The sequence below is a fragment of the Marinibacterium profundimaris genome (genome assembly GCF_002210095.1).
In the GTDB taxonomy this organism is placed as follows: domain Bacteria; phylum Pseudomonadota; class Alphaproteobacteria; order Rhodobacterales; family Rhodobacteraceae; genus Marinibacterium; species Marinibacterium profundimaris.
Genome location: NZ_AQQR01000007.1, coordinates 116,709 through 142,034, shown reverse-complemented (window position 1 = coordinate 142,034; position 25,326 = coordinate 116,709). Strand labels below are relative to the sequence as shown.

At 67.6% G+C, this 25,326-nt stretch carries 26 protein-coding genes; 13 read left to right on the top strand and 13 right to left on the bottom strand.

Going from position 1 to position 25,326, the window contains the following annotated elements; translation table 11 throughout:
* Positions 1 to 54 precede the first annotated feature (54 nt).
* The 6 genes from ATO3_RS17135 to ATO3_RS17115 all read left to right on the top strand — a co-directional run bounded on the left by ATO3_RS17135 (position 55) and on the right by ATO3_RS17115 (position 4,334).
* Positions 55 to 432, top strand: coding sequence for a GFA family protein (locus tag ATO3_RS17135; RefSeq protein ID WP_088651108.1), 378 nt, complete (start codon positions 55 to 57; stop codon positions 430 to 432).
* A 92-nt stretch (positions 433 to 524) separates the two neighbouring features.
* Positions 525 to 1,121 carry a DUF4178 domain-containing protein gene (locus ATO3_RS17130; protein ID WP_088651107.1) on the top strand — a complete coding sequence of 199 codons (597 nt, stop codon included), beginning with the start codon at positions 525 to 527 and terminating at the stop codon, positions 1,119 to 1,121.
* Positions 1,118 to 2,404: a DUF4178 domain-containing protein gene (locus ATO3_RS17125; protein ID WP_088651106.1), complete on the top strand. Its 1,287-nt coding sequence runs from the start codon at positions 1,118 to 1,120 to the stop codon at positions 2,402 to 2,404. Before ATO3_RS17130 ends, ATO3_RS17125 begins: the two co-directional genes overlap by 4 nt.
* Positions 2,405 to 2,408: 4 nt before the next feature.
* Positions 2,409 to 2,564: a hypothetical protein gene (locus ATO3_RS28865; protein WP_158217992.1), complete on the top strand. Its 156-nt coding sequence runs from the start codon at positions 2,409 to 2,411 to the stop codon at positions 2,562 to 2,564.
* 16 nt (positions 2,565 to 2,580) lie between these two features.
* Positions 2,581 to 2,796, top strand: coding sequence for a DUF350 domain-containing protein (locus tag ATO3_RS17120; RefSeq protein WP_088651105.1), 216 nt, complete (start codon positions 2,581 to 2,583; stop codon positions 2,794 to 2,796).
* Positions 2,793 to 4,334 carry a polyamine aminopropyltransferase gene (locus ATO3_RS17115; protein WP_088651104.1) on the top strand — a complete coding sequence of 514 codons (1,542 nt, stop codon included), beginning with the start codon at positions 2,793 to 2,795 and terminating at the stop codon, positions 4,332 to 4,334. Before ATO3_RS17120 ends, ATO3_RS17115 begins: the two co-directional genes overlap by 4 nt.
* 60 nt (positions 4,335 to 4,394) lie before the next feature.
* Here ATO3_RS17115 and ATO3_RS17110 read toward each other — a convergent pair whose 3' ends face one another.
* Positions 4,395 to 4,694, bottom strand: a complete 300-nt coding sequence (locus tag ATO3_RS17110) for a DUF2218 domain-containing protein (RefSeq protein ID WP_233152195.1) — start codon at positions 4,692 to 4,694, stop codon at positions 4,395 to 4,397.
* A 114-nt stretch (positions 4,695 to 4,808) separates the two neighbouring features.
* Positions 4,809 to 6,347 carry a bifunctional aminoglycoside phosphotransferase/ATP-binding protein gene (locus ATO3_RS17105; RefSeq protein ID WP_088651102.1) on the bottom strand — a complete coding sequence of 513 codons (1,539 nt, stop codon included), beginning with the start codon at positions 6,345 to 6,347 and terminating at the stop codon, positions 4,809 to 4,811.
* An 89-nt stretch (positions 6,348 to 6,436) separates the two neighbouring features.
* Between ATO3_RS17105 and ATO3_RS17100 the strand changes: the two genes are divergently transcribed.
* From ATO3_RS17100 to ATO3_RS17080, 5 genes are all read left to right on the top strand, one after another.
* Complete coding sequence (locus ATO3_RS17100) at positions 6,437 to 7,096, top strand: paraquat-inducible protein A (RefSeq protein WP_088651101.1); 660 nt, start codon at positions 6,437 to 6,439, stop codon at positions 7,094 to 7,096.
* A complete protein-coding gene (locus ATO3_RS17095) occupies positions 7,093 to 7,770 on the top strand; it encodes a paraquat-inducible protein A (protein WP_088651100.1) in 678 nt (225 codons plus the stop codon). Before ATO3_RS17100 ends, ATO3_RS17095 begins: the two co-directional genes overlap by 4 nt.
* Entirely contained in the window at positions 7,767 to 10,574 is a 2,808-nt protein-coding gene (locus tag ATO3_RS17090) for an MlaD family protein (RefSeq protein WP_088651099.1), read from the top strand. The genes ATO3_RS17095 and ATO3_RS17090 overlap by 4 nt, the downstream gene beginning before the upstream one ends.
* 3 nt (positions 10,575 to 10,577) lie before the next feature.
* A complete protein-coding gene (locus ATO3_RS17085; RefSeq protein WP_088651098.1) occupies positions 10,578 to 11,129 on the top strand; it encodes a PqiC family protein in 552 nt (183 codons plus the stop codon).
* A 155-nt stretch (positions 11,130 to 11,284) separates the two neighbouring features.
* Complete coding sequence (locus ATO3_RS17080) at positions 11,285 to 13,204, top strand: primary-amine oxidase (RefSeq protein ID WP_088651097.1); 1,920 nt, start codon at positions 11,285 to 11,287, stop codon at positions 13,202 to 13,204.
* Between the two features lie 256 nt (positions 13,205 to 13,460).
* Here ATO3_RS17080 and ATO3_RS17075 read toward each other — a convergent pair whose 3' ends face one another.
* The 11 genes from ATO3_RS17075 to ATO3_RS17025 form a co-directional block, all read right to left on the bottom strand.
* Positions 13,461 to 14,735, bottom strand: coding sequence for an L-fuconate dehydratase (locus ATO3_RS17075; protein WP_088651096.1), 1,275 nt, complete (start codon positions 14,733 to 14,735; stop codon positions 13,461 to 13,463).
* Positions 14,732 to 15,574, bottom strand: a complete 843-nt coding sequence (locus tag ATO3_RS17070; protein ID WP_088651095.1) for a fumarylacetoacetate hydrolase family protein — start codon at positions 15,572 to 15,574, stop codon at positions 14,732 to 14,734. The genes ATO3_RS17075 and ATO3_RS17070 overlap by 4 nt, the downstream gene beginning before the upstream one ends.
* Positions 15,575 to 15,586: 12 nt before the next feature.
* Positions 15,587 to 16,306: an SDR family oxidoreductase gene (locus ATO3_RS17065; RefSeq protein ID WP_088651094.1), complete on the bottom strand. Its 720-nt coding sequence runs from the start codon at positions 16,304 to 16,306 to the stop codon at positions 15,587 to 15,589.
* Positions 16,303 to 16,755: a MaoC/PaaZ C-terminal domain-containing protein gene (locus ATO3_RS17060; protein ID WP_088651093.1), complete on the bottom strand. Its 453-nt coding sequence runs from the start codon at positions 16,753 to 16,755 to the stop codon at positions 16,303 to 16,305. Before ATO3_RS17060 ends, ATO3_RS17065 begins: the two co-directional genes overlap by 4 nt.
* Complete coding sequence (locus ATO3_RS17055; protein ID WP_088651092.1) at positions 16,755 to 17,801, bottom strand: Gfo/Idh/MocA family protein; 1,047 nt, start codon at positions 17,799 to 17,801, stop codon at positions 16,755 to 16,757. Before ATO3_RS17055 ends, ATO3_RS17060 begins: the two co-directional genes overlap by 1 nt.
* Positions 17,791 to 18,120 carry an L-rhamnose mutarotase gene (locus ATO3_RS17050; RefSeq protein WP_088651091.1) on the bottom strand — a complete coding sequence of 110 codons (330 nt, stop codon included), beginning with the start codon at positions 18,118 to 18,120 and terminating at the stop codon, positions 17,791 to 17,793. Before ATO3_RS17050 ends, ATO3_RS17055 begins: the two co-directional genes overlap by 11 nt.
* Positions 18,120 to 19,238: a mandelate racemase/muconate lactonizing enzyme family protein gene (locus ATO3_RS17045; protein ID WP_088651090.1), complete on the bottom strand. Its 1,119-nt coding sequence runs from the start codon at positions 19,236 to 19,238 to the stop codon at positions 18,120 to 18,122. Before ATO3_RS17045 ends, ATO3_RS17050 begins: the two co-directional genes overlap by 1 nt.
* The gene (locus ATO3_RS17040) at positions 19,238 to 20,332 is read right to left on the bottom strand and encodes an ABC transporter ATP-binding protein (RefSeq protein WP_088651089.1); all 1,095 of its coding nucleotides are present in this window, start codon (positions 20,330 to 20,332) and stop codon (positions 19,238 to 19,240) included. Before ATO3_RS17040 ends, ATO3_RS17045 begins: the two co-directional genes overlap by 1 nt.
* A 3-nt stretch (positions 20,333 to 20,335) precedes the next feature.
* Positions 20,336 to 21,202, bottom strand: coding sequence for a carbohydrate ABC transporter permease (locus ATO3_RS17035; protein ID WP_088651088.1), 867 nt, complete (start codon positions 21,200 to 21,202; stop codon positions 20,336 to 20,338).
* The gene (locus tag ATO3_RS17030; protein WP_088651087.1) at positions 21,202 to 22,098 is read right to left on the bottom strand and encodes a carbohydrate ABC transporter permease; all 897 of its coding nucleotides are present in this window, start codon (positions 22,096 to 22,098) and stop codon (positions 21,202 to 21,204) included. Before ATO3_RS17030 ends, ATO3_RS17035 begins: the two co-directional genes overlap by 1 nt.
* Before the next feature lie 64 nt (positions 22,099 to 22,162).
* The gene (locus tag ATO3_RS17025; protein WP_088651086.1) at positions 22,163 to 23,479 is read right to left on the bottom strand and encodes an ABC transporter substrate-binding protein; all 1,317 of its coding nucleotides are present in this window, start codon (positions 23,477 to 23,479) and stop codon (positions 22,163 to 22,165) included.
* A 159-nt stretch (positions 23,480 to 23,638) separates the two neighbouring features.
* On the opposite strand from ATO3_RS17025, the gene ATO3_RS17020 reads away from it, so the two are divergent.
* Positions 23,639 to 24,439: an IclR family transcriptional regulator gene (locus tag ATO3_RS17020; RefSeq protein WP_233152194.1), complete on the top strand. Its 801-nt coding sequence runs from the start codon at positions 23,639 to 23,641 to the stop codon at positions 24,437 to 24,439.
* A gap of 39 nt (positions 24,440 to 24,478) precedes the next feature.
* Positions 24,479 to 25,324, top strand: coding sequence for an amidohydrolase family protein (locus ATO3_RS17015; protein WP_088651084.1), 846 nt, complete (start codon positions 24,479 to 24,481; stop codon positions 25,322 to 25,324).
* The last annotated feature ends 2 nt before the right edge of the window (positions 25,325 to 25,326 follow it).

Below are 25,326 nucleotides of genomic sequence, written 5' to 3'. Positions count from 1 at the left end.
CTTTCCCTTCCGCCGCCGCCGGATCACACTGGCCCGGCGAGACGGGAGAGCCACATGGACGAGATCACCGGCGGATGCCTTTGCGGCGACACCCGCATCACGGCCCGGGGCCGGCCCCTTCGGGTCGGTCTCTGCCATTGCCTCGACTGCCGCAAGCACCACGGCGCGCTGTTCTACGCCGCCGCCGTCTTTCCCGCCACGGCGGTCACGATCACCGGCGAACCGCACAGCTACCAGGGCCGGCACTTCTGCCCCCGCTGTGGATCCTCCGTCTTCGCCCGCACCGGTGACGAGATCGAGCTGCACCTCGGCACCCTCGACCGCCCGGATGTCTTCACACCCGACTACGAGCTCTGGGCGATCCGGCGCGAAAGCTGGCTGCCGCCCTTCCCGCTGACCAGCCATCCGCGCGACCCCGACGACAGCCCGTGACGCCCGGATGCGCCGACCGGACCGCCCAGCCCCTTGGCAGAAGGCCCCCCGATCCTCTAGACCACGGACGACGACCGGATCCGGACCATCCCATGGCCAATTGCCCCAATTGCGGAGACCATGTCGCCGAGGCGCTCGCCGCGGCGCCGATGGCGGTCTGCCCGTCCTGTGACACCACGCTCTACCGGCTCGACGGCCGCCTGCTTTCGGCCGGCACCGCCGGAGAGATGCACGACGCCCCGCTGCTCTTCGGTCTTGGCGACCGCATCCGTGTCGCCGGCCGCTGGCACGAGGCGGTGGGCCACGCCCGGTTCGCCTATTCCACCGGCTGGTGGGACGAATTCTGGGTCGAGGACGCCGAAGGCGACGGCCGCTGGGTCAGCATCGACGAGGGCGACGTCGTCTCGCAGAAGCCGCTGGAGACACCCCCGGTCGCCCGCGTCCCGCGCCGGGTCGGGGCCATCGTCTCTTTCGGCGAAGGCTACCGCGTGACCGAGATCGACGAGGGCCGCTGCATCGCCCTGCGCGGCCGCTTTCCCGAACGACTCGCCGTCGGCGACACCTATGATTACGTGAACTGCATGGCCTCGAACGGAGAGCTTCTTTCGGGCGAAACCCATGCCGGCGAGACCGAGTGGTTCCTGGGCCAGTGGCTCGATCCCTTCGAGCTGGAGATCGAGCGCGCATGACCACCGAGGTGCGTGCCATCAACTGCCCCGCCTGCGGCGCGGGCCAGACCATCCACGGCGGCGGACGGGTGCAGACCCATGTCTGCCCCTATTGCGGCTCCGCGCTCGACGCGCTGGACGATTTCCGGGTGCTGGCGCGCTACACCGACATGATCCGTCCGCAGACGCCGCTGAAGCCCGGCGACACCGGCACGATCCGGGGGGTGGCGTTCACCGTCATCGGCCTGATCCGCTGGGTCGAAAGCTACGGCGGCAAGCAGTGGCGCTGGGTCGATCACCAGGTCTTTTCGCCAACGCACGGCTATGGCTGGATCACCGTCGAGGACAGCGGCCACTGGAGCTTTACCCGCAAGCTGCGGGTCTATCCCCGGCAATGGCTGACGCCCGATATGGTCGAACGCGCGGACGACCGCCCGCACCTGTGGATCGGCGGCGAGCGGATGACCTATTACGAAACCTCCGATGCCCGGATCGACTACCTGGAAGGGGCCTTCAACTGGGTGCCCCGGCTGGGCGACCGGGCGACGAGCATCACGCTGGTGGGCCAGGGCCGGATGGTCACGATCTCGGGCTTTGACGACGACACCGAGCGCGAGGTGGAGGAGACCCGCCTGCTGACGCGCGAGGAACAGGAGAGCTTCGGCGTGGCGCCGCAGCCGCACGGGCCGCATCCACTGGCCGTGCGGCCGCGCTGGCGCCACCACGGGTTCGTGACGGCCGTGGCCGCCGGCTTCTTCCTGCTGACCGCGCTCTTCGGCCTCGCCTTCGGCAACGGCGACGGCACCCCGCTGGCCGGCACCGGGCGCATCCCGGTCTCCGACCTGCCCGTCGAGCTGGAATTCGAGACCGCGCCGTCGATCCGGCTGGTCAAGCTGCAACTTTACACCGATGTCTCCAACGGCTGGGCCTGGTTCGACATGGAACTGGAGGACGAGGCCGGCGAGGCGGTGCTCTCGGGCGGGCGCGAGATCTCGTACTACTCGGGCCGCGACAGCGACGGGCGCTGGACCGAGGGCTCGCAGCGCGGCAGCGTCGTCTTTCCCGTCGACAGCCCGGAGCGCTATACGCTGAGCGTCGAGATGTCCGAATACGGCTCGGGCCAGGCGAGCGATCAGCTCACCAGCTCTGTCGTCGACATCCGCGTGGGCGGCCTGCGCTTCAGCTGGCGGCCCCTGGCGGGCACGGCGGGGGTCTTCCTGCTGATCTTTCTGGCGACGCAGGCCGCCGAATTCCTGCGCCGCGGGCAGATCATGGCCGGCTCCGACTGGACCGAGGAGGATTGAGCCGATGAGCCCCGTGCGCATTCTTTTCCTCCTGCTCTGCGCCGCCATTCTGGGGGGCGGATACTACCTGTCGTCGCAGGGGATCTGGGGCGCCTCGGCCGGCGTCACCTCGATCCGCACGGGCAGCGGCGGCATGGGCGGCGTGGGCCGCGTGAAATAGCGAAAGGACATCGCCAATGGGTAACATCGTCTTCGCCGAGGTCGTCGGCACGATCTTCTACACCTTCCTCGGGCTTGGCCTGCTGGTGGCCTGCTGGCTGCTGATCGAACGGATCACGCCCCTGTCGCTGCGAAAGGAGCTGGAAGAGGACCAGAACACCGCCATCGCGATCGTGATCGGCAGCCTCTTCGTATCCCTGGCGATCATCATCGCGGCCGTGATCCTGTCTTGACGACCGAACGCGCCGGGCTGGTCTGGCTGCTGGCCGCGACGTTCCTGGTCGCGGTCGCCGGGCTGGTCTACGAGCTGATCGCGGCGACGGCGTCGAGCTACCTGCTGGGTGACAGCGTCAGGCAGTTCTCGCTGGTGATCGGCATCTTCCTCAGTTCCATGGGTCTGGGCGCGTGGCTTTCGCGCTATGTGGGCGATCCGGTGACCGGCTTCATCCGGGCGCAGATCGCGCTTGGCCTGATCGGCGGGTTCAGTGCCAGCGTGATCTTTGCCGCCTACGCGGGCTATGGCGTGATCGGCCTGCCGCTTTACGGCGCGCTGGTCGTCATCGGCGCGCTCTCGGGGATGGAGATCCCCCTGATCGCCCGGGTGCTGGAAGAAATCGGCGCCCATGAATTCCGGTTCGAGAACGTCCTGACCTTCGACTATCTCGGCGCGCTGGTGGCCTCGCTGGCCTTTCCGCTGCTGATCGTGCCCTATCTGGGGCTGATGAGTGCCGCGCTGGCCTTCGGCTGCCTGAACCTCGCGGTGGCGGGGCTGTCGCTTTGGGTGTTCCGCGACCGGCTCGGCCCGCGCGGGCGCGGCACCTGGGTGGCCTGGGGCCTGGCGCTCGGGCTGAGCGGGCTGGCGCTGATACAATCCGAACGCATGGTCTCGGCGCTGGACGCGGCGCTTTACGAGGATGACATCATCTTCGCCGAACGCACCCCCTACCAGGCGATCACCGTGACCCGGTTCCGCGACCGCACGCGGCTGTTCCTCGACCAGTCGATCCAGTTCGACAGCCGGGACGAGCACCGCTACCACGAGAGCCTCGTGCATCCCGCCCTGTCCCGCGTGGCCCGGCCCCGCAACGTGCTGGTCCTGGGCGGCGGCGACGGCATGGCCGCGCGCGAGGTGCTGCGGCATGGCGCGGTGGAGGCGGTCACGCTGGTCGATCTCGACCCGCGCGTGACGGAATTGTTCCGCGATCACGACGACCTTGCCGCTCTGAACGGCGAAGCGCTGCGCGATCCCCGGGTGACGATCGTCAACGCGGATGCCTGGACGTACCTCTCCGATCCCGGCCCGGCCTATGACGTCATCATCGCCGACCTGCCCGATCCCCGGACCCTGGCGCTGTCAAAGCTTTACAGTCGGGAATTCTACCAGCTGATGGTGCAGCGCCTGGCCTTCGGCGGCGCTTTCGTGACACAGGCCGGCTCGCCGCTTTATGCGCGCGAGGCCTACTGGTCCATCGTCGAGACGCTGGAGGCGGTGCCCTCACCCGCCCGCCCGGGCGAGACTCTGGAGGTCACGCCCTACCACGTGCTGGTGCCCAGCTTCGGCGACTGGGGCTTTGCCCTCGCCCAGCCGGACGCGCCGGCGCAGCGCGCGATCACCCTGCCGCCGGGGCTTAAGTTCATGTCGCCGCCGGTCTGGGCCGCCGCCCAGGTCTTCGACGGCGATACCGACCGGGTTGCGGTCGAGGTGAATTCGATCCGCAACCATCCGCTGGCGGCTTATTACCAGCAGGGCTGGGATTACTGGTTCGAGTGACCCACGCGGGCCCTGAGACCGGCCGGCAACAGTCGGGCGAAGCCGCGCCCGGCGGTCGCGTCAGGCGCCCTGCCAGTCCATGTTTGCAAACTCCTCGCGGAAGGCGAAGCGCTCCAGATGCCGGTCGATGACGTCGCGCGCCACGGCCAGCCCGTCGGCATCCGGGGCATGGACCACGATCGTCAGCAGCTCGGGCTCTGCCGCCATGACCGCGGGGCCGGTGCCCAGGGCCACCTCGCCGCTGGTCTCGTCACAGCGCGCCTCGACCTTGTGGCCGAAATGCTTGCAGAGCTGTTGCAGGTACTTGCTGGCGTTCGGCGTGGCGAAGGTGCCGGTGTCCTTTATCATCGTATCACTCATCTCGTATATCCGAATATTTTTGTCAGGATTGGGGGAGGTATGGACCAGCCGCCGCCACGACGCAAGAACCCAGGGCCTGACGACCTGTGCGCCACCTCACAGGCCCCGCGCGGCTCAGCCCCCGGTGCGGCCGTGGCCGGCCTCCAGCACCCGCCGCGCCTGCGCCTCCATCGCCTCCATGTCGCCGCCGGCATCGACCCGCGCCCAGTCCAGCGGACCGGTGTCGCGCGCCATCTGCCGGGCCACCACACCCGCGTCGGCGTCCGACGCATCGCCCTGTCGCGCGGTGACCCGCTCGCGCAGCATCTCCTCGGGCGCCTCCAGCCAGATCCCGGCAAACGGCACCCCGGCGCGGGCGGCCAGCTTCGCCGCGGCCTGCCGCTCGGCCTCGTCCATGAAGGTCGCGTCCAGGATCACGCTGTGCCCCGCGGCCAGCAGCGCCTCGCCCCGCGCCAGCATCCGGTCATAGACGGCCTGCGTCGCCTCGGACGTATAGGCCTCCGCCGGCAGGCGGGTCAGCGGATCGACCCCGGCCAGGCGCTTGCGTTCCAGGTCGCTGCGCAGGTGCACCGCGCCGGGCGCGGCGCCGAAGCCCGGGGCCAGGCGGCGCGCCAGGGTGGTCTTGCCGGTGCCCGAGGGGCCGCCGACGGCGATAAGCCGGGGCGGCGGCGGGGACAGGTAGGACAGCGCCTCGGCCAGATAGGCGCGGGCATCGGCCTCGGCCGCGTCCGCGGTGTGAGCGGCCTGGCCGGTCTGCACGTCGACCATGGCCCGGATCCCGGCGCGGATCGCCAGGAACAGCGGCAGAGCGGAAAGGCCCGCGTCCTCGGCGCCGTCGGTCTCGAAGAGCCAGGCATTCAGGGTCAGCGTCGCGGCGGGGGCGAGATCGCGGTGCAGCAGGTCCATGACGAGGAAGGCGAGATCGTAGAGCACGTCGCAGGTGCCCAGCACCTCGTCGAATTCCAGCGCGTCGAAGGGCACCGGGCGGCCGTCGATCAGCACCAGGTTGCGCAGGTGCAGATCGCCGTGACAGCGGCGCAGATGGCCCTCGTCCGACCTTTCGGTCAGCCTCGGTCCGACCTGGTCCAGCGCCGCGCGTGCCCCGCTGGAGAACCGCGCCACCGGGTCCTCGCCCAGGGCGCCGGTCATCCCGGCAAAGGCCTCCTCCAGCTCGGTCACGATGGCGCCCATCATCTTCGCCCCGTCGCCCTCGCGCCGCGGCGCCTGCGCGTGATAGCGCGCGACCGAGCGGCCCATCTCCTCGGCCAGGGCGTCCGAAAGCGCGCCGCGGTCGGCCACGGCAGAGAGTTCATCCTCTGCCGGAAAGCGGCGCATCCGCAACACCCATTCCACCGCGGTGCCGGTCCCGCCGATCGCCAGCCCGCTGCCTTCCCGGGTGACCGGCACCACGTCCAGATAGATCTCCGGCGCCGCCGGGCGGTTCAGGTCCAGTTCGCGTTCCAGCATCTTGCGGCGCTGCTTCAGCGTGGAAAAGTCCATGTAATCATAGGCCACGGCGCGCTTGATCTTGAGCGCCCGGTCCCCGGCGAGGAAGACATGGGCACCGTGGGTTTCCACATGCTCCGGCGTCTCGCCGCCATGGGTCGCCGGGTCCGACAGGAATGCAAGCACCGCGCTCTGATCTTCAGACATTTTGCCCCCTTCAGCACAGCTGTGCGCCTTTTCATGGATTCCCAACGCTTCGGGTTATATCAACGCGTTGAACTCATTGCGAAGATGACATGCCGCCGCTGACACGAAGTGATGACGCCGGACCGGCCTGCGACACCGACGGCGCGGAACTGATCGCCTGCCCCTCCTGCGATGCGCTTTACCGCGTGCAGGTCCCGCCCAAGGGCGGCCGGGCGACCTGTGCCCGCTGTGGCACCGTCCTGATCCGGCCCATCGCCGGGGCCGGCATGCGGATCATCGCGCTGACCCTGTCGATCACCATCCTGGTCACCGCCGCGGTTTTCTTCCCCTTCCTGGAAATCCACGCCTCCGGCATCGGCAACAAGACCTCGCTGCTAAACGTGGCGACCTCGTTCCGGTCGGGCATCCTCGTGCTGGTCTCGGTCGCGACGGTCAGCATGATCGTGCTGATCCCGCTGATGCGCACGCTGCTGCTGCTTTACGTGCTGGTGCCCGTGGTCTTCGACCGCCCGCCCGCGCGCCATGCCCGCCATGCCTTCCGCCTCGCGCAGGAGATCAAGCCATGGGCCATGACCGAGATCTTCGCGATCGGCTGCGCCGTGGCGCTGGTCAAGATCTCGGACCTGGCACAGCTGGGCTTCGGCCCGGCCTTCTGGATGTTCGCCGTGCTGGTGGTGATCGTGGTGATCAACGACAGCTACATGTGCACATGGTCGGTCTGGGAAAGCCTGGAGGAGAGCGAGGGATGATCAGCGCGCGCGAAGCCGGGCTGATCGCCTGCCGCCAATGCGCCCGGGTCTGGCCCAGGGGGCGTGAGACCTGCGGGCGCTGCGGCGCGCGGCTTCATTCGCGCGATCATCACAGCCTGCAACGGGTCTGGGCGTGGTGGGCCGTGGGCATCATGTGCTACATCCCCGCCAACCTGGAACCGATGCTGGTCACCCGGACCCTGGTCTCGACCCAGCAGAACACGATCGTCGGCGGTGCCATCGAGATCGCCGAACACGGTGACATTCCCATCGCCGCGATCGTGCTCTTCGCCTCGGTGATGATCCCCGTCAGCAAGTTCCTCGCCATCGCCTATCTCGCCACGACCCTGCGCCGCGGCACGATCCAGAGCGCTCACGGGCGGACCACTCTCTACGAAGTCGTGGATTTCATTGGCCGCTGGTCGATGATCGACGTCTTCGTTGTGGCCATCCTCAGCTCGCTCGTGCAATTGTCGGTTGTCGCGTCGATCCGGCCGGGTCCGGCCGCCCTTACATTCGCACTTTCGGTGATCTTCACGATGCTCTCTGCCCAATCCTTCGACAGCCGCCTGATCTGGGACGATGCCCGGGATCCGGATGCCGACCCCGACACAACCAGCAGCGCGGCGCCCGCCGACCTCGGCCCCGACAGCGCAAAGGGGCGGTCCGCATGAGCGACACGCAGGGGACGCAGAACCGGCCGGAGGATCTTCCGGTCGAGCCGAAGAAGCGCCGCCGGAGCATCTCGCTGGTCTGGGCGGTGCCGATCCTGGCGCTGATCATCGCGCTTGGCGCGGCCTACCAGAACCTGGCGGGCCGCGGCCCGGTCATCCGGGTCTGGTTCACCGATGCCTCGGGCATCCGCGCCAACGAGACCGAGCTGCGGTTCCGCGACATTCCCGTCGGGGTGGTCGAGACGGTGGATTTCTCGTCCAACCTGCGCAAGGTCATCGTGTCGATCCGGGTCCACAAGGACGTGGCGCATTTCATCGACAAGGATGCCAAGTTCTGGGTCGTGCGCCCCGAGGTGACGGCGCAGGGGGTGCGCGGGCTCGATACCGTGCTGTCGGGGGTCTACATCCAGGGCGTCTGGGACGACACGCCCGGCGCCCTGATCCACGATTTCGACGGGCTCGAGGAAGAGCCGCTGCTGAAAGCCGGCGAAAAGGGCGTGACCTTCACGGTCTATTCCAACGATCACATGCCCACCTCGAACACGCCGATCCTCTACAAGGGGCTCGAGGTCGGCCGGCTGAACACGCCGAAGCTCAGCGATGACGGCATGCGCGTGGAATCCGAGGCGGTGATCCTCGATCCCTATGACAAGCTGGTGACCTCCTCGACCCGGTTCTGGAACGTCTCGGGCTTCAGCTTCCGGCTGGACCCCGGCGGCGCGCAGCTGGATTTCACCTCGATCTCGTCGCTGCTGTCGGGCGGCATCACCTTCGAGACGCTGGGATCGGGCGGCACCGATCTGCGCAACGGCATGGAATTCGAGCTGCACGCCGACGAAGATGACGCGCGCGAGGATTTCTACCTCGATGCCGAGGGCACGGCCGTCGACCTGATGATGGTCTTCAACGAGAACCCCCCGGGCCTGTCGGCCGGCGCCTCGGTCGAACTCGGCGGGCTGAAGATCGGCGAGGTGCAGGGGATCAACGGGCTGGTCGATGTGGAACGCTTCGGCGATCCCAACGTCCGGCTGGTGGCGACGATGCGCGTGAACCCCGGGCGGCTGGGGCTGGGCGAGGATGCGGATCAGGAGGATCTGCTGGATTACCTCGACCTGCGGGTCGCCGGCGGGCTGCGCGGGCAGCTGACCAATGCCTCGATCCTGACCGGCGGGCTGAAGATCGTCCTGGTCGACGTGCCGGGGGATACCGGGTCCATCGACCGCACCGCCGAGCCGTTCCCGTCGGTGCCGACGACGCCGTCGAACATCACCGACGTGACCGCCACGGCACAGGGCCTGCTGCAACGCGCCTCGGACCTGCCGATCGAGGATCTCATGGCCTCGGCCATCGGCGCGCTGAATTCGGTGCGCGAACTGGCCGGCAGCGAGGCGATCCGCGCCGTGCCCGAGGACCTGCGCGGCACGCTGGAAGCGATCCGCACCGTCGCCACCAGCGACGCGATCCAGGAACTGCCCGACCAGGTCTCGGCCGCGGTGGGCGACATCCGCGGCGTGATCGGCCGGGTCGACACCCTGCTGGTCCAGCTGGACGAGGAACAGGCCGTCGAGCGGCTGGTCGCCGCGATCGAAAGCATCACCCGCACCGCCGACACCCTGCCCGGCCTGGTCGAGGACGCCCGCGGCGTGCTGGCCGACGCGCGTGACCTGCCGCTGCAGGATCTCGTGAGCCGCGCCAGCGACCTGCTGGCCTCGGCCGAGGCCATCGTCGCCTCCGAGGACACGCGCGCCATCCCCGGCGAGGTTTCCGCCGCGCTGGACGAACTGCGCCAGACGCTGGCCTCGGTCCGCGACGTGGTGCAGGGCGACGAGGTTCAGCAGCTGGCGACCGAGCTGGCCGATGCCTCTTCCCGGCTGAACGCCATCCTCGCCCGGATCGAGGACGACGATGTGGTCGGCAGCGTGACCAGCACCCTGGGCAGCATCGACAGCGCCGCGCAAAGCCTGCCGCCGCTGACCGAGGATGCCCGCGCCCTGATCGAGAAGGCCCGCGCCCTGCCGCTGGAAGAGCTTTCGACCCAGGTGACAGAGCTGATCACCGCGGTGAGCCAGGTCGTCGACCAGGGCTCCACCCGCGCGATCCCGTCCGAGATCAACGCGACACTGGGCGAGATGCGCGACGTTCTGGCCTCGGTCCAGCGGCTGGCCGCGGGGGAGGATCTGCAATCCATCCCGACGCGCGTCGTGGCCCTGACCGATCAGCTGCAGGCGGTGACCGAACGCGTGAACGGCATCCTGGTGACGCTGCAGGACGACGATGTCGCCGGCCAGATCACCCGCGCCGTCGAGGATGTCCGCACCGCCGCCAACGGCCTGCCCGGCCTGGTCGAGCAGGCGCAGGGCATCCTGTCGGACGCCGAGGGCCTGCCGCTCGACTCGCTGGCGCAGCAGGCGACCTCGCTGCTGAACGCGGCCGAGCAGATCCTGGATCAGCCGAGCGCCCGGGCGCTTCCGGCCGAGCTGGACGCGACGCTGGCCTCCCTGCGGATCACGCTGGACGAATTCCGCTCTGGCGGGCTGGTGGAGAACACCAATGCCACGCTGGCCTCGGCCCGCGAGGCCTCGGCCGCGATCCAGCGCGCCGCCGCCACCCTGCCCGAGCTGTCGGACCGGGTGAACCTTCTGGCCGTACAGGCCACGTCCACGCTGTCCGGCTATGACCGAAGCAGCGAATTCTCCCGCGACCTCGTGAACGCGATCCGCCAGGTCAGCAACGCCGCCACGGCGATCACCCGGCTTGCGCGCGAGATCGAGCGCAGCCCCAATTCCCTCATATTCGGAAGGTAACCCATGCGCCTTCTCCTGGCACTCCTGATCGGTTTCACCCTGGCCGCCTGCAGTTCGGACCAGCGCTACGGCGTCTCGCCGCCCCTGCCCGACCAGCGCGTATCGACAGGCTACCGCGGCATCGAAATCGTGCCGGTCTCGCTGCCGGCCTACGGGTCGGACCAGGAGATCAGCGTCCGCAAGGCCGATGGCGCGATCACCCCGCTGGGGCCGCTCTGGGCCGACGATCCGGAGCGCGCGGTGACCCTGCAACTGGCGCGCGACCTGGGCACGATCACCGGGTCGATCGCAGCCCCCGCGCCCTGGCCGTTCCGGTCCCTGCCCGACGCCCGCGTCGACGTGCGGGTCGAGGATTTCCTGGCCACCGACGATGGCGTCTTCCTGCTTTCGGGCCAGTATTTCGTGGCGCCCGAGACCGGCGGGCGCGACCGCGCGCGGCGGTTCTCCTTCTCGGTCCCGCTGGCCGATCCGGTCACGCCCGGCGGCATCGTCGCGGCGCGGGGCACGGCAATCACCCGGCTGGCGACCGAGATCGCGCAGAACGGCCTGCGCTAGGCCGGTTTGGTCCGAAAATCGGGCCAACCGCCCTGCCCGCGCCCGCAAATTGACCATCTGCGCGCCCGCACCGCCGCGGAATGCGGCGTCTTTTCTGGCTTTCCTGCGCCCGTCCCTTAGGCTGACCCTCAAAAGCCCGGACAGGAGAGAGAGCCATGAACATCGCCGACACCACCGCCTTCAACACGAAGGTCAGCCATCCCCTGGACCCGCTGTCCGCCTCGGAGATCGAAAAGGCCGCCCGCCTCGTGCGCGGCCACATGGGCGGCGCGGACCTGCGCTTCGAGACGATCGAACTGAAGGAGCCCGAGAAGGGTTCGGTCCGGGCCTGGCAGCAGGGCGGCGAGACGCCCAAGCGCACGGCGCGGGTCAACACCTTCCGCCCCGGCAAGATCGGCGTCTGGCGCTTCATCGTCTCGCTGACCGACGGCGCGATCTCCCGCGAGGAGCATTTCCCCGAGGCGCGCCCGATGATCATGCTCGAGGAATTCATGCAGATCGAGGACACGGTCAAGGCGCATCCCGATTTCATCGAGGCCTGCAGGAAACGCGGGATCGAGGACCTGGACCTGGTCTGCGTCGATCCCTGGTCGGCCGGCAATTTCGATGTCGAGGGCGAAGAGGGCAAGCACCTGGCCCATACCTTCTGCTGGGTCCGGATGCGCCCCGACGACAACCTTTACGCCCACCCGATCGAAGGGCTGAACCCGGTCGTGGACATCAAGAAGATGGAGGTCATCCGCGTCGACGATTACGGCGCCGTGCCGGTGCCCGAGATGGAGGTCAACTACGACGCCCAGTTCATCGACGAGATGCGCGAGGACCTGCGCCCCATCGACGTGGTCCAGCCCGAGGGCGTGACCTTCACCATGGAAGGCCGCACGATCAAGTGGCACGACTGGTCGATCCTGATCGGCTTCAACGGCCGCGAGGGCCTGACACTGCATGACATCCGCTATGCCGACCGCCCCGTCCTTTACCGCGCGTCGATTGCGGAAATGGTGGTGCCCTACGGCGCGCCCGACGCGCAGCACGCGCGCAAGAACGTCTTCGACATCGGCGAATACGGGCTGGGCAAGCTGGCCAATTCGCTGGAACTGGGCTGCGACTGCCTGGGCGTCATCCACTACCTCGACGCCGAGATCCCGGGCATCGAGGGCACGTCGGAGACCATCAGGAACGCGATCTGCATCCACGAGGAAGACACCGGCATCCTCTGGAAGCACTGGGATTTCCGGACCGACAAGACCGAGGTGCGCCGCGGCCGGCGCCTCGTGATCTCGTCGATCTCGACGGTGGGGAACTATGAATACGCGTCCTACTGGTACTTCTACCTCGACGGGAAGATCGAGTTCGAGATGAAGGCCACCGGCATCATCAACACGGTCGGCAAGACGCCCGAGACCGACATGCGTTTCGGCACCGAGGTCGCACCGGGCGTGATCGGGCAGATCCACCAGCACCTGTTCGTGGCGCGGCTGGACCTGTCGATCGACGGCGACGAGAATCAGGTCTTCGAATGCAACACGCAGGCGCTGCCGATGGGGCCCGACAACCCATATGGCAATGCGTTCTTCGTGGAAGAGACCAAGCTGGACAAGGAATGCGGCCGCACCATCGCGCCGGAGAAGCAGCGCTACTGGAAATTCGCGAGCTCGGACAAGACCAACTACATGGGCAAGCCCACCGCCTATAAACTCGAGCCCTCGCACGCGGTCACGCCCTTCAACAATCCCGAAGGTCCCTCGGGCGCGCGCATGCCGTTCATCTACAACCACCTGTGGCTGTCGGAATACCATGCCGACGAACGTTTCCCGGCCGGCGATTTCATGAACCATTCGGACGGGTCGCAGGGCGTCCACAAGGCGGCCGAGCGGGGCAATTCCATCGACGGCAAGGACGTGGTCGCCTGGCATGTCTTCGGCCTGCACCACAACGTCCGGCTCGAGGATTTCCCGGTGCAGCCGGTGATCTCCTGCGGCTTCATGCTGATGCCCAACGGGTTCTTCGACATGAACCCCTGCCTCGACCTGCCGGCCGAGAAGAACGAGGCGAGCTGCTGCGCCGCCGAGTAAGCAACGCGCGGGCCGGTCGGCCCGCGTTAACATTACCGGCCTAAACCGGCCGGCGATCGATCCTTCGGCGGGGTTGCGCCCGCCGTCGCACGACAGGAGACAGGGAGCCTAAGGGGTTCCCCCCGACGACGTCCCAGGGGGGCGGGGTGACGCCCGTCCCATCCTCCGATCCGGCGGCGCCGCCTCTTCTCTCCACCCTGTGACACGACACGGCACCGCCCCGGAGACAATCCGAGGCGGCCCTTTGGCGCGCGCCTCAGCCCGTGACGTCGAAGGCCGCGCGTGTCTCTTCCCTGATCTCGATCGAGAAGCCCGGGGCTTCCGGCGCAAGGTAGGCGCCGTTCTCGACCCGGCAGGGATCGGTGAAATGCTCGTGCAGGTGATCGACGAACTCGGTCACCCGGCCGTCCTTGGTGCCGGCCACGGCCACGTAGTCGATCATCGACAGGTGCTGCACGTATTCGCACAGCCCCACGCCCCCGGCATGCGGCCAGACCGGCAGCCCGGCCTTCGCGGCCATCAGCTGCACGGCGAGCACCTCGTTCAGCCCGCCCAGGCGGCAGGAATCGATCTGCACCACGTCGATGGCACCGGCCGCGATGAACTGCTTGAACATCACGCGGTTCTGGCACATCTCGCCCGTGGCGACCTTGACCGGGTGAACCGCCTCGCGGATCGCCTTGTGGCCCAGCACGTCGTCCGGGCTGGTCGGTTCCTCGATGAACCAGGGCCGGGCGAAGGACAGCTGTTTCACCCAGTCGATGGCCTGGCCGACCTCCCAGACCTGGTTGGCGTCGATCATCATCGTGACGTCGGAGCCCAGCTCTTCGCGCGCGATGGTCAGGCGGCGGATGTCATCGTCGAGATCGCGGCCCACCTTCATCTTCACATGGGTGAACCCGCTGTCCCGGGCCTCGCGGCACAGGCGGCGCAGCTTGTCGTCGGGATAGCCCAGCCAGCCGGCCGATGTCGTGTAGCAGGGATAGCCCTCGGCCAGCAGCGTGCCGATCCGGTCGGCCTTGCCACCTTCGGCCTGCTGCAGAATCTCAAGCGCCTCGCCCGGATCCAGGTAGTCCGTCATGTAGCGGAAATCGGGGATCTTCACGAGCTGCTCTGGCGACATCTCTGCGACGAAGCGCCAGACGGGTTTGCCCGCCTCGCGCGCCATCAGGTCCCAGACCGCGTTGATCACGGCCCCTGCCGCAAGGTGGATCACGCCCTTTTCGGGCCCGACCCAGCGCAGCTGGCTGTCGCCGGTCACCGCGCGCCAGAAGGCGCCCGGATCGGCCAGGATGTCATCGGTATCGCGGCCCACGACCTGCGGGGCCAGCGCCTTGATCGCCGCCACGCACAGCTCGTTGCCCCGCCCGATGGTGAAGGTCAGCCCGTGGCCCTCATGGCCCCCGTCGGTCTCAAGCGCCACGTAGGCCGCCGAGTAGACCGGATCGGGGTTCATGGCATCGGACCCGTCCAGCCCGCCTTCCGACGGAAAGCGCAGATCCCAGGTCCTGAGCCCGGTGATCCGGCTCATGCTTCGGCCACCACGTCCTGGCGCTGCGCGCCCAGCCCCTCGATGCCCAGTTCGACCACGTCGCCGGGTTTGAGGTACCGCTGCGGGGTCAGGCCAAGGCCCACACCCGGAGGCGTCCCGGTCGAGATCACGTCACCGGCCTGCAGCGACATGAACTGCGACAGGTAGCTGACCAGGTACTTCACACCGAAAACCATCGTGTTGGTCGACCCGTTCTGCATGGATTCGCCGTTCACGGTCAGCCACATGGGCAGGTCCTGCACGTCGGCGACCTCGTCCGGGGTCACCAGCCAGGGGCCGATCTGGCCGAAGTTGTCGCAGCTCTTGCCCTTGGTCCACTGGCCCTCGCGCTCGATCTGGAAGGCGCGTTCGCTGACGTCGTTGGTCACGGCGAAGCCGGCCACGTGATCCATCGCGTCCGCCTCGGCGATGTACTTGCCGGGCTTGCCGATGATCACGGCCAGCTCGACCTCCCAGTCGGTCTTTTCCGAGTTGCGGGGAATGACGATGGGGTCGTTCGGCCCGCAGATGGCCGAGGTGGCCTTCATGAAGATGATCGGCTCGTCCGGAACCGTCGCGCCGGTTTCGGCGGCGTGGTCGGAATAGTTCAGGCCGATGCAGATGAACTTGCCGGTGCCCGCAACGCAGGGGCCCAGACGCGGGTCGCCGTCGACCAGCGGCAGCGTCGTCGGGTCGGTTGCCGCGATCTTCGCGATGCCCTCGGGGCCGATCGCGTCCCCGGCGATGTCGGGGACAATGCCGGACAGGTCACGGATTGCGCCGTCATGCAGCAGGCCGGGCTTTTCAGCGCCGGGTGCGCCGTAGCGGAGAAGTTTCATGTGTCAGATCCCTCAGATGGTCCAGCCGCCGTCGATGCAGACGGCCTGGCCGGTGGTGTAGGTTGCGCCGGCAAGCTGCACGGCGAGATCGGCGATTTCGTGCGGCTCGCCGATGCGGCCCATGGGCTGGCGGGCGATGAAATCGGCGCGGGCCTTGTCGTAGTCGCCCGTTGCCGCCAGCCGCTCGTCCAGCGACGGCGATTGCACGGTGCCCGGGCAGATCGCGTTGCAGCGGATGCCCTGGGCCACGTAGTCGGCGGCAACCGACTTGGTCAGGCCCAGAACGGCGGCCTTCGTGGCGGAATAGGCAAAGCGGTTCGGCACGCCCTTGATGGAGGACGCGACCGAGCTCATGTTGATGATCGCGCCCTGCCCACGCTCCAGCATGCCGGGCAGCACGGCCTTGATGGTGCGCACCATCGCCTTGACGTTGAGGTCGAAGGCGAAATCCAGATCGCTCTCGGGCGCCTCGAGGATCGAGCCGCCATGCACGACGCCCGCACAGTTGAAGAGCACGTCGACCGCACCGATCCTGTCGACCAGCGCGCCGACGGCGCCGGCATCCAGCACGTCCAGCTTCGCGGTCTCGCAGTCCAGCCCGGCAAGGGCCTCGGCGTTCAGATCGGTCGCCCAGACGTTGCACCCGGCGGCGATGAAGGCCTCGGCCGAGGCGCGGCCGATCCCCTGCGCGGCAGCGGTGATCAGAACTGTCTGACCGGTGATATCGCTCATGCCATCACTTCTTTCTTTTCAACGATGTAGATATGTTCACAGACCAGAACGACCTCGTCGCGCTGGTTCAGCACCTCGACCTTCTCGAACAGCTTGCCGGAGTTCGGGCGCTTCGGGTCGTCCTCTTTCCGTGCCGCGGTGACGCGGGTGCGGATCGTGTCGCCGATCAGCACAGGGCGGACGAAGCGCAGGCGGTCGTAGCCGTAGGAGAAGGCAAGCGGGTTGATCTCGGTCGCCGTGAGGCCAACGCCGATGGCGAAGATCATCGTGCCATGGGCAATGCGGCCGCCGAATTCCGATTTCGCCATGAACTCCTTGTCCATGTGATGCGGAAAGAAGTCCCCGGTATGACCGGCATGGACGACGAAATCGGTCTCGGTGATCGTCCGTCCGTATGTCTCGCGGCTTTCGCCGATCTCGTAATCTTCAAGGTATCGGGCGCGTTCCATCAGGGCCTCTTCTCGATTGGGGTCATGGGCGCGGCCGACGAGGCATAGGCCGCCTCGACCAGCGCCATGGTGCGCCAGCCGTCCTGGACGGGCGCGATCAGGGTGTCCTCGCCGGCGGCGGCGCGTTGCAGGTTGTGCATCCGGGCGGTGAAGCTCTCGGTGAACCACGATCCGCGCAAGGGAATGTCGTGCCATTGCCCGCCGGTGTGGATCTGCAGGACGTCCGGCTCTCCCTTGGGGTAGTCGAGATTGACGCCCAGCTTCATGTAGGCGGCGCCCTCGGTCCCGGCGATGCGCATCTCGCAGGCCTGGTGGGGGCGGCCGTAGTCCCAGTCGTGGTTGACGCTCAGGACACAGCGGATGTCCTCGCCATAGTCGAGGATCGCGGCGGTGCGCGTCTGGGCCATCTTGTGGGACGGATGGCCAATGGTCTTGGCGTGGATGCCCTGCGGATCGCCCAGAAGGTGGCGGATCAGGTCGAGGTAATGGATCGAATGCATGGTGATCTCGATCCGGGGCAGGCCCTCGAGGAATTCCCAGAGCCCCCAGGGCGTGGCCAGCACGCCGTGCATCTCGATATCCACCACGCGGCCCAAAAGGCCCTTGTCGATGGCGTCTTTCAGCGCGACAGCCATCGGCGCGAAACGCAGCTGGAAGTTCATCGCGGCCTGAAGCCCCCTGGCCTCGCAGATGTCCAGCACCTCGGAGGCGCCTTTCAGGTCCGCGCCCATGGGCTTCTGGACGAGGGCCGGCGCGCCCTCGGGCAGGGAGCCCAGGATCGAGGCATGGGCGGTGGGCGGCGTGGCCAGGTCGAAGACGGCGTCTTCCACGGCCAGTGCCTCGTCGACACTCAGGGCGACCGTGCCGTGTTCGGCCGCCAGGGCCTGCGCCTTGGCGTGGTCGGGGTCGGTGATCCCGGCGACGGTGTATCCCCCGGCGTTCCACGCCGGCAGGTGAGCGTCGCGCACGATGGAGCCGGCGCCGAAGATGACGATGGGGCGGCGGGTCGTGGGGCCGTCCCACTCCTGCTGCAGGTCAATCGGCATGGAACACTTCCTCCATGTCGGCCCACCAATCGCCCTCCTTCCGGCTGTCCAACGGGACCTGGCAGGGCATGCAGACGGCCCACCAGCGCTGGGTTTCCTCGTCGGCGGCCATCTTCGCGGCATCCGCTTCCCAGTCGTCGCCGTGGTATTCGAATGTCGCGAACAGCAGGTTCTCCGGCTCGCGCAGGAAAATCGTGTAGTTGCGGATGTTGCACTCGGCGATCTTCGCCAACACGCCCGGCCAGACGGCGGCATGCAGTTCCTTGTACTCGGCGATCTTCTCGGGGCTCACCCCGATCACCTGTCCCATTCGGACCATCAGACACCCTCCCCGATGTGTGTGGTGAATTCCGACACCGCCCGGCGGTCGATCTCGGCGATGTCCCAGTCGATGCCGATGCCCGGCGCCTCGGGCGCCTGCGCCATGCCGTTCGAGATGGTCAGCCCCTGCCCGGTGATCTCGTCGAGCTGGGGAATGTATTCGACCCACATGCCGTTGCGGACGGCACAGACGAGCGAGGCATGCAGTTCCATCAGGAAGTGCGGGGCGACGGCAAGGCCGTGGCATTCGGCCATGTGCGCGACCTTGAGCCAGGGGGTGATGCCCCCGATCCGGCCCGCGTCCACCTGGATCACGCTGGCCGCGCCGCGTGCCACGTAATCGGCGAAATGCCGGATGGAATAAAGGCTCTCGCCCACGGCGATCGGCATCGGCGCGATACGGGCCAGCTCGGCATGGCCTTCCACGTCGTCGGCGGCCATGGGTTCTTCGAGCCAGCCCAGGTCGAACTCGGCCAGCGCATTCGCCCGGCGGCGGGCCGCGTCGCGCAGGAAGCCCTGGTTGGCGTCGACCATGATCTCCTGGCTTGGCCCGACCGCGTCGCGGATGGCGCCGATCCGGGCCGCGTCCTCGGCGGCCGAGGGTTTGCCGACCTTGACCTTCGATCCCTTGAACCCGGCCTCCTTCGCCGCGATGGCGTCCTCCACCAGAGCCTGCGTCGGGATGTGCAGCCAGCCGCCCTCGGTGGTGTAGCAGGGCGCTTCCGACTTGGCACCGCCGGCCAGCCGCCAGAGCGGCAGCCCGGCCCTGCGGCAGCGCAGATCCCACAGCGCGGTGTCCACGGCCGCGAGCGCGATGGAGGTCATGGCCCCCACCGTTGTCGCATGGGTGTGGAATTCAAGATCGGTCCAGATCGCCTCGACCTCTTCGGCCTCGCGGCCCAGCAGGCGCGGCGCGAGGTGGTCGGCCAGAAGCCGCATGATCGAGGAGCCGCCCGTCCCGATGGTATAGGAATAGCCCATGCCCACCGCGCCGTCGGCATCGGTGATGGTGACGATGGGCGTTTCCTGGCTGACGAAGGACTGGATCGCGTCGGTGCGTTTCACCTTGGGCGCCAGGTCCACCATCTGCAGCTGGATACGGACGATCCGGGCCATCAGGCGCCCCGCAGCGACAGGCCGCTGTCGGCGTCGAAGAGATGCGCGTTCGACAGGTCGAGATGGAATGTCATGACCTCGCCCGGCGTCACCCGGCGGGGGTTCAGCATCCGGCCGGTGAAGCGCTTGTCCGCCAGATCGACGAACAGCAGTGTTTCATTGCCCAGCGGTTCCGACAGGTCGACGGTCAGGTCCATCGTGGTGACGGCGTGGCCGCCCTCGGAATGGATGCCGTGCCCTTCCGGGTACAGGTCGTCCGGGCGCAGACCGAATACGACCTTTCGGCCCTCGGCGACGTTGAAACCCGGCGGCATGGGCAGCTCCAGCCCGTTGGCGAAGCGCAGGCCGGTGGCCGTCGTGACGGCGTCGGCCATGTTCATCGGGGGAGAGCCGATGAAGCCCGCGACGAACTGGCTTGCGGGCTGGTTGAACACCTCGTCGGGCGTGCCGACCTGCTCGATGTTGCCGTCCTTCATGATGACGATGCGATCGGCCAGCGTCATCGCCTCGACCTGGTCGTGGGTCACGTAGACCACGGTGGCCTTCAGCCGCGCGTGCAGCTGCTTGATCTCGGTCCGCATCTGGCCGCGCAGCTTGGCGTCGAGGTTGGACAGCGGTTCGTCGAACAGGAACACGTCGGGGTCGCGCACGATGGCACGGCCCATTGCGACCCGCTGGCGCTGACCGCCCGACAATTGCGCCGGACGGCGGTCGAGCAGCTGGGTGATCTCCAGCGCGCGGGCCGCTTCGGCCACGGCGGCGTCGATCTCGGCCTTGTCGCGGCCGGCGATCTTCAGCGTGAAGCCCATGTTCTCGCCAACCGTCATGTGCGGGTAGAGCGCGTAGGACTGGAACACCATCGAGATGTTGCGCGCCCGGGGCGCCAGGTCGTTGACCACCCGGTCGCCGATGCGGATGTCGCCGCCGGTGATGTCCTCGAGCCCGGCGATCATCCGCAGGGTCGTGGACTTGCCGCAGCCCGAGGGGCCGACGAGCGCCACGAATTCGCCATCGGCCACGTCCAGGTCGATGCCCTTCACCGCGTGGAAGGCGCCATAGTTCTTGTCGAGCTGAGAAAGTGTGAGCGTCGCCATGTCTTACCCCTTGATCGCGCCGGTGGTCAGGCCGGACACGAGGTGTTTCTGCACCGCGTAGGTGAGGATGAGCGCGGGAATGATCATCACGACCGCCAGCGCGCACATGCCGCGCCAGTCGATGGTGAACTCCGCCGTGTAGTCGAGAAGGCCGACGGGCAGCGTCTTGCTGTCGGTGGACCGGGTGAGCTGTGACGCCAGGGCGAATTCGTTCCACGAGGTGAGGAAGGCGAAGATGCCGGCGCTGGCGATGCCGGGGCGGGCGAGCGGGAACTCGACCTGCCAGAAGGCCTGCCAGCGGGTGCAGCCGTCGATCTGGGCGGCCTCGGCCAGGTCGCGCGGGACCTGCCGGAAGAAGCCGTCGATCAGCCAGATCGTGAAGGGCACGTTCAGCGCGGTATAGGCCAGGATCATGCCGGCATGGGTATCGATCAGGCCGACCCGCGCGTAGAGGAAGAACAGCGGCAGCGACAGGGCGATGCCCGGCACCGCACGCGTCAGCATCAGGCCCAGGAACCAGCCGCCCTTGCCCTTGAACCGGTAGCGCGCAAAGGCATAGCCGCCCGACATGCCGATCGCGAGAGAGATGATCGTCGAGGTCACCGCGATGATGACCGAATTGCGGAAGTAGCTGATGACCGGGATGCCGCCCTCGCCGATGCCGGAGAACATCGCGACATAGGCATCGAAGGACAGGCTCTGCGGGATCCAGATCGGCGGCTTGGCCATGATCTCGACCGTGGGCCGCAGCGAGTTCAGCACGATCCAGAGGCCGGGCAGGCAGATGATCGCCATGGCCACGAACAATGCGACATTCAGCGTCCAGTTCGAGGCGGTCTTTTTCAGGCGGGCTGTTGCGTTCTCGTCCATTACCAATCCGCCGCGACCTGGGCCCGGGCCTTGCCGAGCTGTGAGAAGAAATATGCCGTAAAGGCGATCGACAGCAGGATCGCGACATAGGCCATGGCGTTGGCCATCCCCATGCGCGCGTCCGAATAGGCGGTCCGCGCGATCAGCGTCCACAGCACCTCGGTCCGGCCCGCGGGCCCGCCGTCGGTCATGATCTTGATGATGTCATAGGCCCGCGCCACGTCCAGCGAGCGGATCGTCATGGCGATGAAGGCAAACGGCATCAGGAAGGGCCAGGTCACGTATCTGAACGTCTGCCAGGGGGTGCAGCCATCGACCCGGGCGGCCTCCAGCGGATCGCGGGGCATGGCCATGAGGCCGGCCAGGATGAAGATCGCGAAGACGGAGGTCGAAGACCAGACCTCGGCCACGCAGATGGCGATGAAGGCCAGCGTGCCGTCGATCAGCCACGGGATGGCCTGGTCGGTCAGGCCCAGCGATTGCAGGGCGTTGTTCACCAGGCCCACGTTGTCGTTGAACATGAACTTGAACTGGAAGCCCACCAGGATCGGCGAGAACATCATAGGGAACATCAGGATCGTGCGCAGGATGCGCTGCCCGCGGGTGAACCGCTCGACCAGCATGGCCAGGCCCAGGCCGAGGATCATTTCCAGGTTCAGCGCCACCGTCAGCAGCAGCACCGTCCGCCCGAAGGCGATCCAGAAATCGGCATCGGTGAAGATGCGTTCGTAGTTCCTGAACCCGACCCAGTCGTAAATGGTCTCGGGCCGCGTCAGCCGGAACGGCGTGAAGCTGGAATAGAGGGACAGCAGCAGGGGCAGGAGCACGATTGCGGCCAGCACGATGACGGCAGGCAACAACAGCAACACCGGCGGAGGCAGACGCCAGGCCTTCATGAACTTCTCCAATGGGTGATTTGGGTCGGGGGCCGCGAGGGAGCGGCCCCCGGGCGGACGTGCCTTACAGCTCGCCCGCGTCTTCCAGGATGTAGGTGGATTCCTTGGCCGCGTCGTCCAGCGCCTCTTGCGGGGTCTTGTCGCCAAGGATGGCCGCCTGCAGTTCAGGGTAGAGAACGTTGGTGATCTCGATCCAGGACGGGGTCTGCGGCACCGGGAAGGCAGTCGCGGCGGCTTCCTGGAAGGCTTCCAGCACTTCGGTCCGGTAGTCGTCGCCCTTGGCTTCCTCGATCACGTAGGTCCAGACGCTGTCGCGCGTGGGCAACGGACCAGCGGCGCTTTCCAGCTTCTGGCTGTCCTCGTTGGTCAGGAACCAGACCAGCGACGCGGCCGCCTCCGGGTTGGCGCAGTCCTCGGTCACCGAGAAGCCGTGGAAGCCCGACCAGCCGGTGCGCTTGTCGCCCGAGCCCTTCGGCGGCGGAGCCACGCCGACGTTGCCGGCCACGCGGCTGGCGTCGGGATCGTTGAAGAACGACGCCCAGCCCGGCCAGTCCAGGTTCAGCGCGACGGTGCCCGAGGCAAAGCCCTGCCCCAGGTCGTCCCACAGGTAGTTCGGCACGCCGACCGGAACGGCCTTGGCGTCGTAGAGATCGACGAACCATTGCAGCGCCTCGACACCGGCTTCCGAATTGAACGCGGGCTCGCCCTCGGCATTGAGGAATTCACCGCCGTTGGCCACCAGCAGCTCGTAGAAGCGGCCGGCGATGGCCTCTTCCTTGCCAGCGTATTGCGTGCCGTAGAAGTTGGGCGCGTCGGCGAAGAACTTCGCCTGGTCGGCCACCTGGTCCCAGGTTTCCGGAACGGCGAGCGGATAGCCGTACTCGGCCTCGAAGGCCGACTTGTTGTCGGCGTCTTCGTACAGGTCCTTCTGGTAATACAGCGCCGAGACGTCGAACTGCGCCCGCGGCAGCATCACCAGCTTGCCGCCCAGCGTGGCGGCCTGGATGTTGGCATCGACGAAATCGGCCAGCGCGTCCTCGGGCAGCAGCGTTGCCAGGTCGGCATAGATGCCGGGATACTGCGGCGCGAAGGACGAATGGTTCGACCCCACGCACCAGCTCAGCTGGCCGGTGGCGATGTCGGACTTGATTTCGCGGTCCAGCTCGAAGTGGTTCTTCTTCGAGATCACGTTGACCGTCGCGCCGGTGGCCTCTTCCCATTCGGCGATCCGGCTATAGAGCGTTTCATATTGCTGGCCGCCGATCAGCTTGGCGTCGATGGTCACGCCATCGAAGCTGCCGGGCAGTTCCTGGGCCATGGCGACCGGGGCGGCCGTGGCAAGCGCCACGACGGCACAGAGTGTGGTTGTGGAATATCTCATGTCTGTCCTCCCTGAACATCCGTGAGGTCCTTCCTTAGATCCTCACTTATGGATAATCTATTCATATGCAAATCTCAGACGGCGGCGGGTGTCAAGGATTTCCGCTGGATATGAGTAGAGTATTCATTTATGAATTCCCAGCTTCACGGAGAGACGACATTGAGCGACGACACTGACCGCTACCGCGCTCCGGCGCTGGACAAGGGCCTGGACATACTCGAACTGCTCTCGGGCATCGATGGCGGGCTGACCCAGGCCGAGATCGCCAAGGCGCTCGGCCGCAGCCCGAACGAGTTCTACCGCATGCTGGACCGCCTGGCGCGCCGGGGCTACGTCGCGCGTGTCGAGGGCGACCGGTATGCCCTGACGCTGAAGCTGTTCGGCCTGGCGCATCTGCACACGCCGATCCGCCGCCTGGCGTCGCTGGCCACGCCGCTGCTGCGGGCGCTGGCCAAGCAAACCTGGCAGGCCAACCAGCTTGTCGTGCTCGACCGGGGCAACCCGGTGGTCGTCGCCCAGCAGGAGGCGCCGGGCTACTGGGGCATCTCGATCAGGGTGGGCAGCCACATCGGGCTGTTCGACACCGGGTCGGGCCACGTGCTGCTGGCCTTCGCCACCCCCGAACGCCGGCGCGAGATCGTGGCCGAGAACCAGGACACCGGCGCCCCCGCCCGCGAGATCCCGCCCGAGCTGGAGGCCCGGTTCGCCAAGATCCGCGCCCAGGGCTACGAGGCGATGCCCTCGGCCCAGACCATGGGCGTGACCAACCTGTCGGCCCCGGTCCTGGCCCCGAACGGAGAGGTCGTGGCCGCCGTGACCATCCCCTACCTGCCCTTGCGCGACACCACCGGCGCGCCCTCGATCGAAGAGGCGGCCCCGGCGCTGCTGGAAACGACAAGGGCGCTGTCGGCCCTGATCGGGCGCAATGATCCCGAGGGGGAGACATTCGCATCTGAATGATCCATTCTTGGGTGAATGACATTGCCCGGGGAGGACACCATGCAGGCTGACACGATTCTCGACACCCATCTTCACCTGGTCGACCGCGACCGGCTTGACTACCCTTGGCTCGCAGATGCCCCGCCGTTGCAGCACGACTGGCCGCTCGAGGCCTACGCCACCCAGGCCCGCCAGCTGGGCATCGGCTCTGCGCTCTTCATGGAAGTCGACGTCGCCGAGCCACGGATCGAGGACGAGATCACCTGGGTCGAAGAGCTGGCCGCCTCCCAAGTCTTTCCGATCCGGGGGATCATCGCCTCGGGCCGGCCCGAGGCCGGGGACTTCCCCGCCTACCTCGATCGCCTGGCCGACCGGCCGCTGGTCAAGGGGATCCGGCGGGTGTTGCACACGATGCCGGACGAGACCTCGCAGGGCGCGCTCTTCCGCGAGAACGTCGCGCGGATGGCGGGGCCGGACCTGCCCTTCGATCTTTGCGTGCTGGCGCGCCAGTTGCCGCTGGCCATCGAGTTGGTCGATGCCACGCCCGATGTGCGCTTCGTGCTCGACCATTGCGGTGTGCCCGACATCGCGGGCGACGCGTGGGACGACTGGGCGCGCAACATCGAGGAGATCGCGCGGCGACCCAACGTTTCGTGCAAGGTGTCGGGCGTGGTGGCCTATGGCGGCGATGGCTGGACGCTGGACAGGCTCGCCCGCTGGGTCGGCCACGTGACCGAATGCTTCGGGCCGCAGCGGCTGTGCTGGGGCGGCGACTGGCCGGTCTGCACGCTGGGCGGCGGGCTGCCGACCTGGGTCGCCTCCACCCGCGCCATGGTCGCCGACTGGAGCGCCGCCGACCGCGCGCGCCTGTTCTCGGGCACGGCGGAAGAGATCTGGAAGGTCTGAGA

Coding starts and splice junctions, on each gene's coding strand:
- ATO3_RS17075 (WP_088651096.1), bottom strand. CDS start 14,735: ATGAGCCGGATCACCGGGCTCAGGACCTGGGATCTGCGCTTTCCGTCG.
- ATO3_RS17025 (WP_088651086.1), bottom strand. CDS start 23,479: ATGAGATATTCCACAACCACACTCTGTGCCGTCGTGGCGCTTGCCACG.
- ATO3_RS17045 (WP_088651090.1), bottom strand. CDS start 19,238: ATGGCCCGGATCGTCCGTATCCAGCTGCAGATGGTGGACCTGGCGCCC.
- ATO3_RS17070 (WP_088651095.1), bottom strand. CDS start 15,574: ATGAAACTTCTCCGCTACGGCGCACCCGGCGCTGAAAAGCCCGGCCTG.
- ATO3_RS17135 (WP_088651108.1), top strand. CDS start 55: ATGGACGAGATCACCGGCGGATGCCTTTGCGGCGACACCCGCATCACG.
- ATO3_RS17130 (WP_088651107.1), top strand. CDS start 525: ATGGCCAATTGCCCCAATTGCGGAGACCATGTCGCCGAGGCGCTCGCC.
- ATO3_RS17120 (WP_088651105.1), top strand. CDS start 2,581: ATGGGTAACATCGTCTTCGCCGAGGTCGTCGGCACGATCTTCTACACC.
- ATO3_RS17060 (WP_088651093.1), bottom strand. CDS start 16,755: ATGGAACGCGCCCGATACCTTGAAGATTACGAGATCGGCGAAAGCCGC.
- ATO3_RS17030 (WP_088651087.1), bottom strand. CDS start 22,098: ATGAAGGCCTGGCGTCTGCCTCCGCCGGTGTTGCTGTTGTTGCCTGCC.
- ATO3_RS17055 (WP_088651092.1), bottom strand. CDS start 17,801: ATGCCGATTGACCTGCAGCAGGAGTGGGACGGCCCCACGACCCGCCGC.
- ATO3_RS28865 (WP_158217992.1), top strand. CDS start 2,409: ATGAGCCCCGTGCGCATTCTTTTCCTCCTGCTCTGCGCCGCCATTCTG.
- ATO3_RS17110 (WP_233152195.1), bottom strand. CDS start 4,694: ATGAGTGATACGATGATAAAGGACACCGGCACCTTCGCCACGCCGAAC.
- ATO3_RS17040 (WP_088651089.1), bottom strand. CDS start 20,332: ATGGCGACGCTCACACTTTCTCAGCTCGACAAGAACTATGGCGCCTTC.
- ATO3_RS17100 (WP_088651101.1), top strand. CDS start 6,437: ATGCCGCCGCTGACACGAAGTGATGACGCCGGACCGGCCTGCGACACC.
- ATO3_RS17125 (WP_088651106.1), top strand. CDS start 1,118: ATGACCACCGAGGTGCGTGCCATCAACTGCCCCGCCTGCGGCGCGGGC.
- ATO3_RS17015 (WP_088651084.1), top strand. CDS start 24,479: ATGCAGGCTGACACGATTCTCGACACCCATCTTCACCTGGTCGACCGC.
- ATO3_RS17035 (WP_088651088.1), bottom strand. CDS start 21,202: ATGGACGAGAACGCAACAGCCCGCCTGAAAAAGACCGCCTCGAACTGG.
- ATO3_RS17095 (WP_088651100.1), top strand. CDS start 7,093: ATGATCAGCGCGCGCGAAGCCGGGCTGATCGCCTGCCGCCAATGCGCC.
- ATO3_RS17090 (WP_088651099.1), top strand. CDS start 7,767: ATGAGCGACACGCAGGGGACGCAGAACCGGCCGGAGGATCTTCCGGTC.
- ATO3_RS17085 (WP_088651098.1), top strand. CDS start 10,578: ATGCGCCTTCTCCTGGCACTCCTGATCGGTTTCACCCTGGCCGCCTGC.
- ATO3_RS17105 (WP_088651102.1), bottom strand. CDS start 6,347: ATGTCTGAAGATCAGAGCGCGGTGCTTGCATTCCTGTCGGACCCGGCG.
- ATO3_RS17065 (WP_088651094.1), bottom strand. CDS start 16,306: ATGAGCGATATCACCGGTCAGACAGTTCTGATCACCGCTGCCGCGCAG.
- ATO3_RS17050 (WP_088651091.1), bottom strand. CDS start 18,120: ATGGTCCGAATGGGACAGGTGATCGGGGTGAGCCCCGAGAAGATCGCC.
- ATO3_RS17080 (WP_088651097.1), top strand. CDS start 11,285: ATGAACATCGCCGACACCACCGCCTTCAACACGAAGGTCAGCCATCCC.